The 19,979-nt window shown below is 50.0% G+C and carries 9 protein-coding genes; 5 read left to right on the top strand and 4 right to left on the bottom strand.

The annotated features are described in order from the left end of the window. Positions 1-79 precede the first annotated feature (79 nt). A complete protein-coding gene (locus ACYVGO_RS04810) occupies positions 80-2,191 on the bottom strand; it encodes an outer membrane protein assembly factor BamB family protein (RefSeq protein ID WP_460967962.1) in 2,112 nt (703 codons plus the stop codon). 148 nt (positions 2,192-2,339) lie between these two features. After that, complete coding sequence (locus tag ACYVGO_RS04815; RefSeq protein ID WP_142775660.1) at positions 2,340-2,531, bottom strand: cold-shock protein; 192 nt, start codon at positions 2,529-2,531, stop codon at positions 2,340-2,342. 152 nt (positions 2,532-2,683) lie between these two features. Between ACYVGO_RS04815 and ACYVGO_RS04820 the strand changes: the two genes are divergently transcribed. The 5 genes from ACYVGO_RS04820 to ACYVGO_RS04840 all read left to right on the top strand — a co-directional run bounded on the left by ACYVGO_RS04820 (position 2,684) and on the right by ACYVGO_RS04840 (position 18,559). Further along, positions 2,684-6,883: a hybrid sensor histidine kinase/response regulator transcription factor gene (locus tag ACYVGO_RS04820; protein ID WP_460967965.1), complete on the top strand. Its 4,200-nt coding sequence runs from the start codon at positions 2,684-2,686 to the stop codon at positions 6,881-6,883. Positions 6,884-7,387: 504 nt separating this feature from the next. After that, positions 7,388-13,447 (top strand): beta strand repeat-containing protein, encoded by a 6,060-nt coding sequence (locus tag ACYVGO_RS04825; protein WP_460967967.1) that lies wholly within the window; start codon positions 7,388-7,390, stop codon positions 13,445-13,447. A gap of 316 nt (positions 13,448-13,763) precedes the next feature. Further along, positions 13,764-17,105, top strand: a complete 3,342-nt coding sequence (locus ACYVGO_RS04830) for an RICIN domain-containing protein (protein WP_460967969.1) — start codon at positions 13,764-13,766, stop codon at positions 17,103-17,105. 365 nt (positions 17,106-17,470) lie between these two features. After that, positions 17,471-17,677, top strand: a complete 207-nt coding sequence (locus ACYVGO_RS04835; RefSeq protein WP_142775665.1) for a hypothetical protein — start codon at positions 17,471-17,473, stop codon at positions 17,675-17,677. Positions 17,678-18,172: 495 nt separating this feature from the next. Beyond that, complete coding sequence (locus ACYVGO_RS04840) at positions 18,173-18,559, top strand: DoxX family protein (protein WP_142775666.1); 387 nt, start codon at positions 18,173-18,175, stop codon at positions 18,557-18,559. 85 nt (positions 18,560-18,644) lie between these two features. Here the strand turns inward: ACYVGO_RS04840 and ACYVGO_RS04845 are convergent, their stop codons facing one another. Together ACYVGO_RS04845 and ACYVGO_RS04850 are read right to left on the bottom strand one after the other, a co-directional pair. Beyond that, entirely contained in the window at positions 18,645-19,409 is a 765-nt protein-coding gene (locus tag ACYVGO_RS04845) for a hypothetical protein (protein WP_460967970.1), read from the bottom strand. Between the two features lie 35 nt (positions 19,410-19,444). Continuing rightward, positions 19,445-19,897 carry a hypothetical protein gene (locus ACYVGO_RS04850; protein ID WP_460967972.1) on the bottom strand — a complete coding sequence of 151 codons (453 nt, stop codon included), beginning with the start codon at positions 19,895-19,897 and terminating at the stop codon, positions 19,445-19,447. Positions 19,898-19,979 lie beyond the last annotated feature (82 nt).

Consider the following 19,979-nt stretch of genomic DNA (forward strand, 5'->3'; position numbering starts at 1 on the left):
CTGTTTACGGTTTATGGTGGGCTGACGCATGAGTTGCTGCCGCCCACCATAAATCGTAAACAGGATACCGTAAGCCTAGTTAAGGTAAAGCAAAGGCAACGTACTTATCTCCTGATTTGGTGTTGAGTTTTCCGCCCCCACACGCAATAACTACGTACTGTTTTCCACCAACCGAATAGGTACTGGGTGTAGCATAGCCTGCTGCGGGCAACTGAGTTTGCCACCGGATTTTACCCGTTTTTTTGTCGATTGCCCGAAGTTGCTCGTCTTTACTGGCCGCAATAAACAGTAATCCGCTGCCCGTTACAAGTGGCCCGCCGTAATTATCGGTTCCCGTAGGCGGAATGCCCTGGGCAGTTAATTCTTTGTATTCGCCCAATGGCACCTGCCACCGATGTTCGCCCGTATTAAGGTCAATAGCTGTGAGTGTACCCCAGGGTGGCGCACTCACAGGGTAGCCTTTACTGTCGTACCAGCGGTTGTAGCCTGTGTGCTGGTAAGGCAAACCTGCTTTCTGGCTGCTCACCGTTTGTGCCGTATTGCCCTTATTGAACAGAAAATCAACGATCGCTTTCCGTTCGGCTTCGGGCAGGTGCGAAAACGACGGCATCATGCCCCGGCCTTTCAAGAGGACCTGATGAACCGCATCGGCAGAAAGTCTAGTTTCCAGACCCAGTAACGATGGATACGAACCATCATGATTTCCCCGGCGGTCGGCACCATGGCAGGCCGCGCACCGTAAGCTATATAATTGAGCCCCCGTCACGCTCGCATTGCCAATCGGCTGTTCTTTACGGATCAGGGTAGAAAAACAGGGATTTTGTTTTGCAGGAATATAGATGATACCCTCCGGGTCAGTCGCCGAACCACCCCATTGCGCTCCCCCATCGGTGCCCGGAAAAAAGATGGTCATGTCTGACGTCAAGGGTATGTAGGGGCTACCTGTATGGGCTTTTCGTAGGGTAGCCACGATTTCATCCCGATTGGATGCCCAGGGATTGATGTCTTTTTCGGTGAACGTCTGCTTTGTAAACGGGGCCGGTTTTAGGGGAATGGGCTGCGTCCGACTGGGAAACTCACCCGCCACAGCAACCGCCGAAAACGCTTTCTCGACAACAGGGAATAACGGCTTTCCCGTTACCCGATCAAAGACAAAAACATGGCCCTGTTTAGTTGTTTGTGCTACGGCATTAATACGCCGTGGCCGACCGTCGGGGCCATTCTGTACAACCGTCAGCAAATTGGGGGGAGCCGGTGGGTCCCGATCCCAGATGTCGTGGTGCACGAACTGAAAATGCCAGAGCCGTTTACCCGTGTTAGCATCCAGCGCCAGTAAACAGTTGGCAAACAGGTTATTCCCTTTCCGATTACCGCCGTAAAAATCATAAGCAGCTGAGCCCGTTGGTATGTACACGATGCCTCGTTCCCGGTCGATGGCCATCCCTGCCCAGGCGTTGGCCCCACCCAGGCGTTCACGCGGGTTAGCCGGAGCCCAGGTATCGTAGCCAAACTCGCCGGGTTGCGGAATGGTATGAAATGTCCAGACTTTCTGGCCTGTACGTACATCATAGGCCCGCACATCACCGAGCAAAGCCGTTTCACCTTCGGACAGACGTGCCCCAACAATGATCAGGTTTTTGTAGATAGTATTGGGCGTGTTGGGCTGTACGTAATTATCGCCACCCGGTCGTTCGATGCCTTCTTTCAAATCAATTCGCCCGTCCTGCCCGAAGCTGTCGATAAGTTTACCCGTGCGGGCATCGAGTGCGTATAGCCACTTTCCGGCACCAAATAGAATTCGCTGGTCAGCCCCATCGGCCCAGTAGGTTACGCCCCGGCTGGTAGTTCCGCCATTGTCGGTCAATTTCGTTCGCCATAGCTCCTGCCCGGTTGCCGCATTCAATGCAAAGGCCTGCGTATTTGCGGATACACCGTACAAAATACCCGCAATAACAATTGGGTTGCACTGCATTTGGGTTCGATTCCCCACCGTATCGGCTCCACCCGACGCATAAGTCCAGGCCACCTTTAGCTGATGTACGTTATCCGTGTTTAGTTGTATCAGGGGTGAATAATGACTGCGAGCACCATCTCCATTGTACTCTGTCCAGTTGGTATCGGGCAGCGCGGGCGTATGAACAAGACGGGTCGTGACAAACAGCAGAGAGGCTACGACAAACAGGTATCTCATGATTCAGGAAAGCACGGATGGTCCCTTTATTTACTGTCGAAATCAAGTACTGAACTTGTCGTGGCCCGGCTTTTGAGCCATCCGGGCAAAAAAAAACATGCCTTTCGGGCATGTTTTTTTACTGTGTGTATCTTGGTATATCTTTCGATTAAGCCATTTCGACGTTTACGGCATTTAAGCCCTTCTTACCGCGCTCAACAGTGAATTTCACTTTGTCGTTCTCACGGATTTGATCAGTAAGACCTGAGGCATGGACAAAGATGTCTTCACCACCGTCATCGGGGTTAATGAAGCCAAATCCTTTGGTCTCATTAAAAAATTTTACAGTTCCTGTTTGCATTTTATTTGAATTTAGGTCAAAGGTCGACTTAATAAACTACAATTCCTACTATAATACTGGATTGCCAAAGTCTTTTCTTAGAAATGAGTAAGAGTTGAATACAATCGGCTATGATCAAATTTACGTATTTTGAGAGTCAATTGATCTTTACCATGCGTTTCCTCTACTTACTCTTCGTTATTTTACCGTGTACACTGCTTGCCCAACAAACCCAGTCGTCGGAAAAAGGCTGGCAGGAGCTAACTATTTCTGATGGGCTTTCGCAGGGAATGATCTTTGATCTTAAGCAAGACAGGAAAGGATTTATCTGGGTAGCCACAAAGGACGGACTGAATCGCTATGATGGCTATACTTTCACCGTTTTCACACACGATCCCTATAACAAATACAGTCTGTCGTCTAACGCGTGTTCGACCTTACTGGTTGATCGTCATGGGCGGTTATGGATAGGAACGCTAAACCGGGGGCTCAATTTATATGATGACCGAACCCAACGGTTCTACCATATCGACATGAGTGATCCGGCCTCTCCTGACGCGGGAAATTATGAGATTAGTTTACTGGCAGAAGATCCAGACGGCAACATCTGGGTTGGCACCAGTCAGAACAAACTCGTTAAAATTACCTTATCTGATTCGCTAAGAAACGGCTTTCCACAGCAGGCTGATGCTATGCCCCAGGTTCGGTTCAGCCGATTTTCATTTCCGTTAGATGGAGCCAGCAGTGGCAGTGCACCCGTACGAATCAGCTTTCATGACGATGGCCAAGTGGTGGTTAGTGCAGCCCGAGACCTATACACACTAAGCTGGCGACAGCCTCAACCTGCCGGCTATTCGCAAATCAAACGCTTTGGCTCATTGGCCACTCTGTTCAAGGCAACCCCAGACGGGCAACAGCCCGATTATTGGTTTGGGTTTAGTACCGATACACTTGTTGGCTGGCAGCAGGCCAAACGAAAAGCGATTAAGTTGCCGCCTACTAAAAACTTCAATTTGTATCTGGAAGCAATGGATAACGGTACGGTAGCGGTAGCAACGCCAGACTTTTTATGGCTTATGTCGCCCGCTCAGCTCTATGCACAGGATAGTCTATCGGTACGTAACGCTTTTGCCGTTATGCCACCGAACCTGTTTGGCGTAACGAAACTCCTCATTGATCGAACCGGGAACATATGGGTAGGTACAGCGGGCTATGGACTGCGTAAATTCAGTCCCCGTATCAAGCAGTTTAAAGCCTACCTGCCCAACATCTCCCTTTCGTACTTATTTCAGGATCAACAGGGGCAGACCTATGTGCGGAGTCAGTTCGACTATGGCCGTTTAGACCGTTCCAACAATCGCTGGATATCGTTTCTGAATAAAAGCCGATCGGCTCAGGCCGATCGACCAAGTTACCTCATGCAGGACCATCAGGGTTTTTTCTGGACTGCCGTCGTTAGCTCTCAGCGCAACTCATCTCTCCATCAGCTAGTTAAGTATTCAACGAATTGGCAACGGCTCAAGACCTATCTCTTACCGCCCGGCACTGCCTTCGGTTTATATGGCAATCAGATTCGGGAAGACAAAGCCGGGTATCTCTGGATCGGGGCTATGAATGGCAAACTCCTCCAGTTCAACCCGACTACCGAACGCTTTACCGTATTTTCTTACCAGCATCTGCTGCCCCGGCAGGCTGCCGAAGTCGAAACCTACTCGCTGTATTTCGATAGAGCCGGTACGGGCTGGATTGGCACCCAGAGTGGCCTTATCCGGGCTGATCATCCGCAAACAAAACCCACCTTTTCGATCTATAAAAACGATATCACTAAACGCGAAAGCCTGAGCAACGATTTTGTATCGAGCACTATCGACGACCCTGATCGGCCGGGCAACTACCTCTGGGTAAGTACAAAAGGGGGTGGACTGGAACGACTCGATAAACAGACCGGGCAGTTCCGGCACTTTACCGAAGCCCAGGGCTTGCCCAACAAAGTGGTTTACGGAATACTGGCTGATGAGTTTAACAATCTCTGGATGAGCACCAATCGGGGCCTGGCTCAGTTTAATCCCCGAACCTTCCGGTTTCGTAATTACACCAAGGCCGATGGACTTCAGGACGATGAATTTAATACGGGTTCATTTCTTAAAACCGCATCGGGCGAACTACTCTTTGGGGGCGTAAACGGGCTAACCGCGTTTCAACCTAAAGACGTGGCGGCTACAACTGCCGGATCGACTCCCCCCGTTCAGATCATTGGGCTAAAAATCAATAACGAAGCTGTTGCCGTGGGGGCCTCAGATGGCATCTTGCCAGAAAGTATAGAGCAAACACAGCGGCTTGATTTGTCGTATACGCAAAATCTGGTAACCCTGGAATTTTCGGTAATGGATTATGCCAATTCGGCCAAAAATCAATATCGATATCGGCTGGAGGGTATTGACCAGAACTGGGTGGAAGCCGGTACAAACCGATTTGCGAACTATGCCCAATTGCCTGATGGTAACTACACCCTGCATGTGATGGGCTCGACCGATGGTCAGATATGGAGTAAGCCTGTCGATTTGCAGATTCGGGTACATCCGCCATTTTATCGTAGTTGGTGGGCCTATTTGCTGTATATACTTGGGTCGATTGTCATTATCTGGCAGCTATACCAGTTCCAGAAACAACGGTGGTTGTTGCAGCAGCAGGTGGCTTTTGAGCAGAAAGAAGCCAGCCGATTGGCGGAACTCGATGCACTGAAAACGCAATTTTTTACGAACATTTCCCACGAATTTCGCACACCCCTCACGTTGATTCTGGGTCCGCTGACTGCGCTGAAAGAACAGCTTCGGACGGAAAATGTGGTCACGTTAACTGCATCGGTTGTGAATCTAATGGAACAGAACAGTAATCGGCTACTCCGCCTGATCAACCAACTCCTGGATCTGAGTAAACTATCGGCGGGTCAACTTCAGCCGACACTGGAAACTGGCGACATGGCTACGTTCTTTCGAACCCTGGCCAGTTCGTTTAGCTCGCTGGCCGAGAGTCGACAAATCCGGTTCTCGTTCTCACAGCAATATGCCCATTTTCAAACTAGTTTCGATCATGACAAAATCGAAAAAATAGTAACCAACCTACTCTCAAACGCGTTCAAATTCACCCCAGCGGGGAAGCAGGTCCATTTGCATGTCGACTATCCTTCCCCGTCCTCAACCGGTGAATTAGTCATTTCGGTAGAGGATACGGGTATTGGTATTGGCCCAGCGAATCTAGCGACCATTTTCGAGCGGTTTTATCAGGTTAAAGCGAACCGCATCGGCGGTTCGCAGACCTATGAAGGCACAGGTATCGGATTATCACTGGTTAGCGAGTTGTTAAAGATACTTGGGGGTACAATCACCGTGTCTAGCACAGAGGGAGTAGGCACGAACTTCAAGGTTCGCCTACCGCTAGCAGGTATCGAACAACAATCGGTAGCAGATGGCTTCGAGATGATGGAAACGGCAGAACCTAGCGATAACCTCCCGGTAGTTTTGACCGATACGAATTTACCAACCCCAGCGACCGATAACATTCTGCTCATTATTGATGATAATGCCGACATCCGAGCTTACGTGCGGACTGTGTTCGAATCGGACTACCACATCATTGAAGCCGAAGATGGATTGGACGGCCTGGAAAAAGCGACGGCTAGTTTACCTAACGTAATCATCTGCGATCTGATGATGCCCCAACTTGATGGATTTGGCTTTTGTAAAGCACTGAAAGCACAGGAAGTCACCAGTCACATTCCGGTGATCATGTTGACGGCTAAGGCAAGGGTAGAAGATCGAATTGAGGGTTTCGAGCTAGGGGCTGATGACTACCTAACCAAACCTTTCAACCCGGCCGAACTACGGGTGCGGGCAAACAACCTGATTCAACAGCGCGAACGACTGTATCACTGGTTTAGCCATCAGGCTCCCACTAACAGCGAGCCACCTGCAACCTCAACAACCACCGGGGCAACACCAGACCTGCCCCCTGCCGACCAGAGATTCCTCGACCGGCTGTCGGCTATTGTTAACCAAAACCTGAGTGACCCGGCGTTTAATGTAGAAGCTTTGGCCGAGGCTGCTAACCTGAGTCGCACGCAGCTTAACCGGAAACTGAGAGCTATAGCCGACACCAGCCCAACTAACTTTATTCGGGAGATACGGCTGACTAAAGCGACCGAATTATTACTTGAGGGTGAGGAGAGCGTAACGCAAATAGCCTACGCCGTCGGGTTTGATAACCCATCCTACTTTACCAAAGTATTTCAGGAACGCTACCACACATTACCCTCGCAGTATAGTCGAACCGTAACCGGACGAGCTGTAAAAGACGAGCCACCACTCACTGCTTAAATTTAGTTTACGAAATAATTCGAATGGTATCTTATTTGTCGACTTCACCCTTACCAAGCCCAATTTTGGGCTTTTTTTTTGTTCGATGCACCTAAATTGACAAACAATGCAACATATATGGTAGCGGTTGAGACGCCAGGTGCAGTACTTGCCGGGGCAATTTATCGCTAAATCTCAAGCCTACTCTACCGCCAACGTATGAACCATTTCTTCCTCAATTTACTGCTAACCTCTCCTGTTTTGGGCTGTACCAAACGGACTAATAGCCTCCTCCAATCCGACGCTGTGTGCGTAACCGGCTCAATACGAAACACCGGGTTTGTATCCCGCTCGCTGCTGCATGTATACCCTTACCGAGGGAGTTCAGGATATTGCTCCTGACGGTTTAGCCAACTGATAAACGCTTTCCGCTTCACACATCTTTCTGTTTTTCTTCCCGTCAATCGATCGGATGCAGGAATCGACTGTCTCCGAAAAATCTTAAATCCTTAGTCAATAGTAGTTATGACCCCTCTTTTACAGCTCACTCATTGTACCATTTTGCGGGTGCATAGCCTGCTAATTACACTGCTCTGCGTCGGCCTGCTCGCTCAGGGAAAATCCATCGGTTCTAGTACACCCATGATCGATGCTATTACCGATTCAACAACTGTCGATAGCATACGGGCCGGATATACGGATTTAAGTGGAGGAACTGACCGTCTTTTACGTGATGGCTGGCTGACCAGCGATGGGCCGAAAGTTATGCATCCAGCCGGAGAAGCCTCGTTCGAGATAGTTCACAACGGGGGAAAGAAAATTAGTGAGACTAAGGCCCGTTTAGAAGCTGCCCCCCTCTCAACGCTTGATTACCAGCCTTTGATGGATCTGTATACTAGCACGAATGGGCCAAACTGGACCAACCATACAGGCTGGGGTAACGGTACTGACCCCTGCACGGGTAATGGTGGGCAACCGTGGTTTGGTCTAACCTGTGATAATGGACGAGTTAATGAAGTCTCTTTAACTAGTAACAACCTGGTAGGTAGTCTTCCCGCTAGTCTGAGCGGGCTCACAGGTTTAACCGTGCTTCGAATTAACCAGAATTCACAGTTGGGTGGCAGCATTCCTACTGGATTGATCAATTTAACCGCCCTGACTGACATCGAACTGGATAACAATACCTTGACGGGTTCGATTCCTACCGATCTAACTACACTGACCAACCTGCGCTATCTTTATTTACATCATAATCAGTTAACAGGTAGTATTCCTGCTAATCTGCCTACAAATCTGCAATACCTTGAATTACAGCACAATCAGCTAACGGGTAGCCTTCCTGCTAATTTGTTTGCCATGACCAGTATTCAGTATATTATTCTAAGTGCTAATCAGTTTACAGGTACTATCCCAGGTAACCTGAGTGCTTTGACCAGCCTGCTAAACTTTAATGTAAGTGAGAATCAGCTGACAGGGAACATTCCCACGAGCCTACCGACGAGCCTGCAAGGATTTGAGTTACAGGATAATCAGTTAACCGGTAGCATTCCGACTAATCTGCCTAAGAACATAGAAAGACTTAATTTAAATGATAACCGGTTAACGGGTAGTATACCGACCAACCTGAATACGCTAACCAAACTGATAGAGATTAATTTATATAACAATCAGTTAACGGGTGGCATTCCAACGAATCTGCCTACGAGTCTGCAATCCATTGATTTAAATAGAAATCAGTTAACGGGTAACATTCCTGCTAGCTTGGGTGCTCTACCCAACCTAATTGCCCTTAATTTAAGTACTAATCAGTTGAGCGGTTGCTTCCCGGCTTCATTAACAGCGCTTTGTGGAGTAGGACATACTATTTACTTAAGTAATAACCCAGGCCTGCCAGGAGAGGGCGACTTCAACACATTCTGTAATACGGGTGTTGGCAGTGACGGGTTTTTGGCCCAGGCTTCGGCTGATCAGGCTGAAGTCTGTGTCCAGAGCGTAGTCAGTTTAAGTGCTAACGGTGGAAGCGGCTACACGTACAACTGGCTAAGCCCAGCCGGAGCCATGCTAAGCAGTAGTTCAGACCAGACCGTGTCGGCAACGCTGACCACTTCAGGCGTGAAAACCTTCACGGTGGTGATTAGTAGTGGGCAGAGTTGCAGCAGCACAGCTACGCTAAGGATAACAGCAAATAGCTTACCCACAGCTAGGTTAGAGAGCAATGGTATCCTGACCTGTGCCGATCCTAGTGTTCGATTGACAGCTACCGGCGGTACATCGTACACCTTTGTTAACAGTAGTGGTGAGGTTTTGGCCGAATCAGGCAACATCCTAACGGTAACTACCCCTGGTACGTATTCGGTTAGGGTCGGCAATGCCAATGGCTGTGTCAGTACCACCAGCACGACCGTCCTTGGCGACACAGATCCACCGACAGCTAGTATTCTGGCTCCAGCCAGTAGCACAATAACCTGCACCACCACTAGCCTAAGCCTGACGGCCACCGGCGGAGGTACTTACCGCTGGGACAACAATACGACCAGTGCCATCCGAACCGTTACCGCAGCAGGTAGCTATTCTGTAACCGTTAGAGCTCCTAACGGCTGTACTGCAGTGGCCACGCAGGTTATTATGGGCAACACAGATCCACCGACAGCTAGTATTCTGGCTCCAGCCAGTAGCACAATAACCTGCACCACCACCAGCTTAAGCCTAACGGCCACCGGCGGAGGTACTTACCGCTGGGACAATAATACGACGAATGCCATCCGGACCGTTACCGAATCAGGTACCTATTCGGTCTCGGTTATAGCTCCTAACGGCTGTATTTCAGTGGCCACGCAGGTCATTATGGGCAGCACGGCCACCGTGTCGGTGTCGAACCCTTCGACCACAACGGCTAACCAGGGCACGTTCTTTAGTCAGACCTTTCTGGCCAGTGGTGGGCTGACCCCTCGTAGTTTCAGCTTAGCTAGCGGCAGTTTGCCGGATGGCTTAAGTCTGTCTACTACAGGAGTGTTGTCGGGTACACCCACCCAGGGTGGTAGTTTTACCATTACGGTACGAGCTACAGATGCCAATGGCTGTTCTGGCATTGGAGCAGCTTATGTGATGACCGTTGCAGATAACACACCTATCATTACCGATTTTGCAGCAGTGAATACGAGTATGTGTGTGGGTAGCCCCTTCACCTTCACGGCTACAATTGGCAACGTAACAGGCAACTACAACTACACGCTCACGAATGGCATCAACCTCCCGTCAATTGGTGTAAAAAGTGGTGCTGCTTTCAGCCTGAATGTGACTCCTTCTGGATCGGGAAATCAAAGCTATACATTGGTTATCAGTGACAACGGTCAGCCGACATCAGCAATTGCCAACATAACTGTAAGTCCATTTCCGGTTCCTAGTCTGAGCAATAATGGACCCGTCAGTTGCACCATGACTACCGTAACTCTGACGGCTTCGGGCGGCACTTCCTATACATTCACGATGGGTGGAGTGGTAGTAGGGACACCGGGTTCATCGAACACCGCGAATGTGACCACGTCAGGTGGCTATACAGTGCGAGTGGCCAATGCTACTGGCTGTGCGAGTACCACCACTACCACAGTAGGCACCATCGTTGCGACCGTCACTGTCGACAACCCAACTACGGCAAACGGAGTAAAGAATGCAGCGTTTAGTCAGGACTTCAGCGCACAGGGGGGCACTTCTCCCCGTAGGTTCAGTGTGGCCAGTGGTAGCTTGCCAACAGGACTAAACTTATCGACCACCGGTGTCTTGTCGGGTACACCTACGCAAAGTGGTAGTTTCCCCATCACTGTACGAGCCACTGATGTCAATGGCTGTTCGGGTGTAGGTGCTACCTATATCTTGACGATTGTGGATAACACCCCCATTATTGCAGGCTTTGCGGCTGTTAACGATGCGGTTTGTGCGGGCAGCTCAGTTACTTTCACGGCTACAATCAGCAATGTAACGGGGGCTTACAGCTACACACTCACCAACGGAATCAGCACCCCGACAACTGGTACCAAAACGAGTGCTTCCTTCAGCCAGACCCTAACTTCTGCGGGTTCAGGCAGCCAGAGCTTCAGGCTGATTATCAGCGACAACAACCAGTCGGCATTTGCCACTACTGATATAATGGTGAATGCATTGCCAACACCTGGCCTGACCAACAATGGGCCGATCAGCTGCACCCTGCCTGCGGTGACCTTAACTGCCTCGGGCGGCAACTCCTACACGTTCACCACGAGTGGTAGCACAATGATAGGCACGCCAGGGGCAGCTAACACAGTAGATGTGGGCACATCAGGCACCTATACGGTCAGAGTCGCTAATGCCAGTGGTTGTGTGAGTACCACCACCACCACCGTTACCGGATCAATACCCACTATCACCGTTACCAACCCGACCACAAGAAGTGGCATCGTGAATGTAGCATTTAGCCAGAACTTTGCTGCTTCAGGTGGGGCAACTCCCCGTAGCTTCAGCGTAGCCAGCGGTAGTTTGCCGGATGGCCTGAGTTTATCGACTACCGGTAACCTGTCGGGTACACCCACCGAAGGAGGTAGCTTCACGATTGCCGTGGGCGCTACCGATGCCAACGGATGCTCTGGAGTGGGCGCGGCTTATGTGCTGACGATTACAGACAACACGCCCACCATTGCCGATTTTGCCGCAGTGAACAACGCAGTTTGTGTGGGTAGTCCTGTCACCTTCACGGCTACAATCAGCAATGTAACAGGGACTTACAGCTACACACTCACCAACGGAGTCAACACCCCAACAACCGGCACCAAAACGAGTGCTTCCTTCAGCCAGAACCTGACGTCTGCGGGCTCAGGAAGTCAGAGCTTCACGCTGATTGTCAGAGCTAATAGTCAGTCGGCATCAGCAACGACTGATGTAAGCGTGAGTTCATTGCCTGTAACCAGCCTGACCAACAACGGCCCTATTAGTTGCACGTTGAGTACGGTGACCTTAACCGCTTCAGGTGGTGATTCCTATACGTTCACCAATAGTAGTGGGGTAATCGGCACACCGGGAGCATCCAATACCGTGGATGTGACTATCGCAGGTACCTATACGGTAAGAGCGGCCAATGCCAGTGGTTGTGTGAGTACCACTACCACAACAGTAACTGGCGCTATCGCTACGGTGTCGGTTAACAATCCCACCGTCACAACGGTCACTCAGGGGTCGGCTTTCAGTCAGACTTTCACCGCCAGCGGTGGGACATCTCCCCGTAGTTTCAGTGTGGCCAGCGGTAGTTTACCCGATGGGTTGAGTTTATCGAACACCGGCCTTTTATCAGGTACACCTACTGAGAGTGGTAGCTTTACCATCACCGTTCGGGTTACTGATGCCAATGGCTGTTCGGGTGTGGGAGCTAATTACATCCTGACCATTACAGACAACACACCCACCATTGCTGATTTTGGAACGGTGAACACCAGTGTATGCGTGGGTAGCCCTATTACCTTCACCGCTACGGTGGGTAATGTGTCGGGATCCTACAACTATACACTCACCAATGGGATTGGTACACCGACCACTGGGCTAAAAACTGGTGCCGCTTTCAGCCAGGACCTAACGTCTTCTGAGTCAGGCAGCCAGAGTTTTACCCTACTTGTCAGAAACAATGGTCAGTTAGCCTCTGCAACGACTGATGTAACCGTGAATTCATTACCGATACCCAGCCTGACCAACAATGGCCCCATCAGTTGCACGCTGCCTGCGGTGACCTTAACCGCTTCGGGTGGTGATTCCTATACGTTTACCAACGGTAGCGGGACGATATTGCCCGGCACCGGCAACACTCAGTCGATTACTACGGCTGGTACGTATTCTGTCACGGTGGCCAATGCCAGTGGTTGTGTGAGCAGCACCAGCACCACGGTTATCAGTAACGTCGTCGTGCCAGCTCTCAGCGTCAGCCCAACCAGTGCTACCCTAACCAACGCCAACCCGACCGCTACCCTGACTGCCAGCGGAACTGGCTCCTTCCTTTGGTCGACGGGCCAAACCTCGCCGATGATCTCGGTGACCACCAGTGGCAACTACTCGGTCACCCTGACCAATGCCACGGGATGTACAGCTACTGCCAGTGTGCCGGTGGTGGGTTCGGATTTGACCATTACGCTGGATTTACCTCAGGCCAACTTTGCCGCATCGGGTACCGCAGCAGTGGGCAACTTTGTGGTCAACGTCTTTGAGGTGGCGGGTTTGCCTACCTCATCGGGCAAAGTGACCATTACCATCACGGCACCAGTAGGCTACACCATCTCATTTGCACCAGCCATAGCCAGTATCAATGTGTCGGGGGGAGGCACAGTGGCGGTCAATAATGGGCAGTGGTCAGTCACCAATACACTAGCGGCTCGACAACTGACCCTGACTATGAACTCAGGGACCTTTATTACGGGAGGTGGCGAATCGAGTTTAGGGTTTAGTATCACCCGAACCACGGCTAACTCAGGCAGTACGGCCAGTATTACGGTTAATGTGGCCGATGATCTGACCATGACCTACGATGGCAATTTGTCCAATAACGTCTACGCCAGAATTATTAATGGGTTGTAAGCGCAAAAGTTGAGAGGACTGTATTACCAAGGTTTAAAAACATATAGAGATGATTTTTTGCCGATCGGTAGTTAGAAAGCAGAACTGATCTTTATACCGCCTGATTTCAGCCATTTTTTAGTAAAATGGAACGAGAGTGACAAAGAATGCTACGAGAATGCTAGCGGTTAAGCGGGCATTTTCGGTATTTGCCATCGTATTTAACGAGCATTTCGTTGCCTGTATCGCCCCCCGTTGGAGTAGATAGTCAGGTGGTTCGCAAGGCTATCGTTACGTGCGTTTTAGTACCATTATCTAACCCATATTTATTTCCCCCATGAACTCAATGTTTACCTACATTGCGAAGCTGTGTGCCATTGGGCACAGCTTTTTTATTGGCCTCCTTTGTTTATTGGGAAGCCTGACCACTGTACTTGGCCTATCGCTACCAACGAGCGTCAACACGATTGGCGAGGTACCAAAAATTAGCGACGGAACTGGTTTACGACCCGTACTAGTCTCCTCGGTTACACGTGCAGCAGCTAACCTGTCGGCACCGGTCTCGGTTTCGGCGGTTGAGGCCAACAAGTGCTATCGACTCGTGTCCCGACTCAGCGGCAAAGTGCTGGGCGTGGAAGGAACCGCCCAGAGCGATGGCGACAAACTCACCCAGCAGACCGATGCCAACAAACTCACCCAGGGCTGGCGATTCATCGCTTCCGGCGGGGACTACTACAGCATCCAGGTGTTGTCTACCCAGAAAGGCATTCAGGTGGCCAACTCCTCGACGGCCGATGATGCCCTGGCGGAGCAATGGACGTATTGGGGCGGTGGGCATCAGCAGTGGCGGTTGGCGCGCAACACGGAGGGCTATTTCACCTTCACCAACCGCAATTCGGGCAAGGTTCTCACGGTTCGCAATGCCAGCACAGCTGAGGGAGCCCCCATCAGCCAGCTGACCCTGGGATCGGGACAACAGCAGCAGTGGAGTATTGAGGAGCGTAGTTGTACGGCCACTGCCACCAATCAGTCGCCTGTAGCCGTGGCTACCTCCACTTCGCTAACAGGAACCTCGCCCCTGAGCGTGACCTTCACCGGCAACAAATCCTACGATCCCGACGGTGACCCCATTACCTACGAATGGAACTTTGGTGACGGCAGCGCTTTTTCCACCGAAGCGAACCCCGTGAAGGTATTCACGGCGAAGGCCGGGAGTCAGGGTGTTGGGTTGATTCTTAACTATACAGTTCAGTTGACGGTCATCGATAGTAAAGGGCTGCGGAGCCCGGTTCAGACATTTTCGGTCAAGCTCAACAATAGTAACCCAACGGTTAAGATCACCAACCCAATCAACAATGCTAAATATCCCCTCGACAAGTCCACCAGCTATACCCTGGGCGCTACGGTCACTGGCAGCATCAGTTCTCAACTCTGGCAGGTGAAGCTACGCCACAACAGCCGCGAACAGCTTGTAAAAACCACGTCAGGAGCGAATCCGGTTATCGACATCTCGCCCGTAGGCTGCGACGGAGAAGACTATTATTACGTGATTACAGTGAAAGTGACGGATTTCAATAATCTTTCGGGCCAGGATTCAGTCAAGATTTACCCGGATTGTAACTCACCTAAATTGACCGTTACTGGCCTAACAGCGACTACACTCAGCAGCAGCAGTGTGCGGCTCAACTGGACCAACCCTACCCTACCCTTCGACAAAGTGCTGGTGGTAGGCCGAGCGGGCTCAGGTCTTACGGACATTCCGCTCGAACCTAATTATACGGCCAACCCCAGCTTCACAGGTAACGGGTCTGACTTGCCGGGTGGCGGCAAGGTGCTCTATCAGGGTACGTCGACCTCGGTAGTGGTAACCGACCTGACGGCAGGGCAACCCTATTATTTCCGGGTATATGCCCATGCAGGCAACGGCTGGTCGGGGGGCGTAGAGGTTAGTGCTACTCCGGTAGCAGTCACCGCCAACCGTCCTCCCGTTGTTGTTGCCACCACTTCCCCGTTAACGGGCAGTTCGCCCCTGAGCGTGACCTTCACCGGCGACAAATCCTATGACCCCGACGGCGATCAGCTTTTCTATGAGTGGGCGTTTAGTGATGGCACCTACTTGAACGTAGCCAATCCCGTGAAGGTGTTCACGACACAAACAGGGCAGCATGGATCAGGTACAATAACAAGTTATACCGCTCAGCTCACGGTAACCGATAGCAAAGGGCAACGAAGTACCAGCCAGGTATTCAACATTTCGCTCACCAATACCGCTCCAACGGCCAAAATCACCAATCCGGTCGCTACTACCAAGTATGCCCTTGATAAGAGTACCAGTTATACGCTGGCCGCTACTATTACAAATGCAGGCTCCAGCAATTCTATACTATGGCGAGTAAAACTGCGCCGGGGCAATAGCGAGCAACTGGTGACTACGCGGTCGGATATCAATCCTGTCATTGATATTTCGCCCGTAGGCTGCGATGGTGTGGATACCTATTACGTGATTACACTGAATGTGACAGGGATTGGCGGTACTACGTCGGCGCAGGATTCGGTCAAGATCTATCCCGACTGCAACTCATCCAAGCTTACTATTACCGGCCTGACAGCGACTACACTCAGTAGCAGCAGTGTGCGGCTCAACTGGACCAACCCTACCCTACCCTTCGACAAAGTGCTGGTGATGGGCCGAGCGGGCTCAGGACTTACTGGCATTCCACTCGAATCTACCTACACAGCTAACCCAAGCTTTACAGGCAATGGTTCTGATTTTCCGGGGGGCGGCAAGGTGCTCTATCAGGGTACGTCAACCTCGGTAGTGGTAACCGACCTGACGGCAGGGCAACCCTATTATTTCCGGGTGTATGCCCATGCAGGCAACGGCTGGTCGGGGGGCGTAGAAGTTAGCACTACCCCAACAGCGGTCACGTCGTCGGCACCGGTCTCGGTTTCGGCGGTTGAGGCCAACAAGTGCTATCGACTCGTGTCCCGACTCAGCGGCAAAGTGCTGGGCGTGGAAGGAACCGCCCAGAGCGATGGCGACAAACTCACCCAGCAGACCGATGCCAACAAACTCACCCAGGGCTGGCGATTCATCGCTTCCGGCGGGGACTACTACAGCATCCAGGTGTTGTCTACCCAGAAAGGCATTCAGGTGGCCAACTCCTCGACGGCCGATGATGCCTTGGCGGAGCAATGGACGTATTGGGGCGGTGGGCATCAGCAGTGGCGGTTGGCGCGCAACACGGAGGGCTATTTCACCTTCACCAACCGCAATTCGGGCAAGGCCCTCACGGTTCGCAATGCCAGCACGGCTGAGGGAGCCCCCATCAGCCAGCTGACCCTGGGGTCGGGACAACAGCAGCAGTGGAGTATTGTGGAGAAAACCTGTCCGACCGGGGCCAGAGTGGGCGCTTTGGAAACGGGGGTGGCGTTCAAACTATGGCCTAACCCAGCCCGCGACCATGTGCTGATCGACCTAAGCCCCGCTAGTGGCCAACCTATAGGACTACAACTTAACGATCTTATGGGCCGTACACTTGAGCAGACGCAGTTGGAGACTGCTCCTATAGAGCCGTACCGCGTCAACACGAGCCAATTGCCTGACGGCCTTTACCTGATTCGGCTTACGCCTGCCGGGCAATCGCCCACAACGTTGCGGCTGTTGATACAGCGCTAGCAATGATACTTTTCCAACTATATATACACCCAGGTGCTTAATAGCTTGTATATTTTTAGGGCAACTCATGGAGTTGCCCTTTTTGTTTTGTTTCCTCTACTGGGAGAATAGTTCAGGCTTATTTAAAACTTTCTTATTACCAGCCTGTTATACGTTCGTTGAATCCAAACTTATATGTTCGGTTCCTTACAGCCAACCCCCGTCTATGGGAGTTGGTTGTTTTATCGCTCCTCCCTTGTTTGTTCAAACTAGTACCTCACAGGGCTACGAAGCCTGATCGGTCAATACCTAGTTTACAAGCCCTAAGTCAGCCGTACTAAATCACCCTTACTTCACCCTAAAAGCATTTAACCCAATTTTCACTCATGGCAACCAACACACTAGTCATTGTTACCGGATATGGTTCTATTACACCGAAGCCGTGGAGAAAAGCTTATTTAAACAGTAGCGAGGAAAACGCTAGTCAGCGATTTATCAAAGAGCATCCGGGCGTGCGCGATACAAGTGTTGTGAGCATCAGCTTCGACGATGAGTTTTCGATTGGTGCCCGGGGCGAAATTTCAACCAATTAGACACATTGCTATCCATACGGTCAGTAAATCTGGATCGGTCAGTATGCATTACCTATAGCAGCCCAGGCTATTTTATAAATTCAGAGGCAATTATCATTCTGGAAACCTGGTTATGGACTGTAGACCTGGCAGCGGGCGTGTAGAGAAAATCCAGTTTGCCATTCTCATTGTTGGTAGATAAACGGGTTCCAAACCTATAAAAGGCTCAGCCGGAGCCTCTTTCCATTGGCCGTGTGGATGGAGTAGGCAACTTAGTGAAGCTTATCTTCAGCTCCACCAACTGGCAATTTCTTTTAATTCATAGAGGAGAGTTCGTTCCTGATTTTTCATTCTATAAACAAGCATTCACAAAACACTCAGGCACGCTAACCTGTTAAACTCTGGAAAGATAAATCGATGAAGGACAATGAAGGAATAGGATCAAGTATCCTGTATGTCTTTCTGTATTAAAATTTATTGGAATTATTTCTGGAAGGTGATTAATATAACAGGGCTATGGACGAGAAAACTGTAAAAAAAGTAGCAAGGATCGTTTTAGGAGGTTCTTTAGTTTTTGCTGGCATAAGCCATTTGACGTTTGCCAGGAAGGAATTCAGAGCGCAAGTCCCGGATTGGGTCCCGGTAAAGAAAGATGATACCGTGATCTATTCGGGCATAGCCGAAATAGCGTTGGGTAGTAGTTTGATACTGACGGATGAAAAGCACCAGCAAGATGTTGGAAAAGTAGCGGCCACTTTTTTCACAGCTGTTTTCCCAGGCAACGTTTCTCAGTTCGTGAATAAACGAAGCGCATTCGGTTTGGATACGGACCTAAAACGGTTTGTACGCTTATTTTTCCAACCAGCCCTTATTTTTTGGGCGTTGAAGAGCACAGATAAATAGTAAGCGTACTGAACAGGCTTATACCGTTAGTGATTCTGGAAAATACGGGCGTGGCCTGCTGAAACAGTGATTGGTTGGGGATAAATCACTGCCAAACCTTAAAATATTTAATGCCAATACTGATTGATTGAACCATGTTACGAGTACCCCCGCGGTGCCCTATGAAAATACCAACTTTGCCGCTGTTGGTTGATACTACCTGTTCATCAAAAAGAGTTCTACCATTAACACTCACCTTTACGTTTTTACCAAATCGCTCAACGCGGAGTAACTGATTATTTTCGCTCGAAATAAGGCCCCCGAGGCTGAAACGTTCTGTATCACCAGCTTCAACATATAACGTAGTAGGCGACGCGTAGGCAGCTTGATACTGCTCAGGATTTTTGTCGTTATTCGGTTTGGCATCCCAGAAAATACCCGCGTAAGCATTCTCCCCCCAGATTCCAATCTGCGTTTCTGCGATAAAATCGTCAAAATCATCTTGCGAGCTCATAAAATAATCCTGTGCATTTTGGCCTTTAGCTAACATACCGGAGAAGTTCAATTCTTTTTTCTCAAGCTTGAAATAATCAATATGATCGTACTTGAAGTCAAGTCGTTCAAACCGGTTATTTGCGAAATTCTCGTTTATCGCGAGTGTCATGTTCGCTTTTTTAGACTCAATTTCTTTTTGAATTAACGCATGGTCTATACGAGTTTGGACTTCTTTTTTCTCATTCTCCATTTTCTGAATTGCCTCCATTTTTCGTTTTCTGGTCAATGCCTCAACTTGTTCCGGTTTGTTTGCCCATTGGACAAACAAGAAACCGAGAACCAGAATGGATAGGATCGTAATGGCTAAAATTTTCATTGGCGGAGGTGTTAGTCCAAAAAATCACGCGTATCTCAATTGCACTCGACCTTCAAACAGGTCAGAACAGAGGGAGGAATTCCCTTTAATTTTTCGCAGGCATAATCGCCTTCCGACAACGCAATCATTATCCATTTGCCGTTTCTCCATTTCAGCACCTGGCCAGCACCTTGTGAGGTTTCCTGTTTATTTTTATCCAGCAGGTTTATACTGACTTCGGCATAATCACCACAAATGCCTCCCCCGCTACTATCGGCCTTCCTTTGGTCTACTACTTTACCGGACTTGAGTTCGGCCATGTATTTTGTTTCCCTGATTTTGACCAACAGATAAACGTCTCCTTCAGAATGTGCACCTGTCTGATTTGCCTCTTTAACGAGCTGAGCAATCAGTGAAGTTTCTTTCGTTGTCTGTGCCTGCGCTTGATGATAACTTGGTGTAAATGTTAACAGCAAGGTTGAGATAATAGCAAAAAAATAAACCTTCATTTGTTCTTACTAATTACGTAGTACTGTTCTGCTTACTATACATAAAACACTTGTATACTAAAGAGTTGAAAGCTTATCACCC

Source organism: Spirosoma migulaei, from assembly GCF_054776855.1.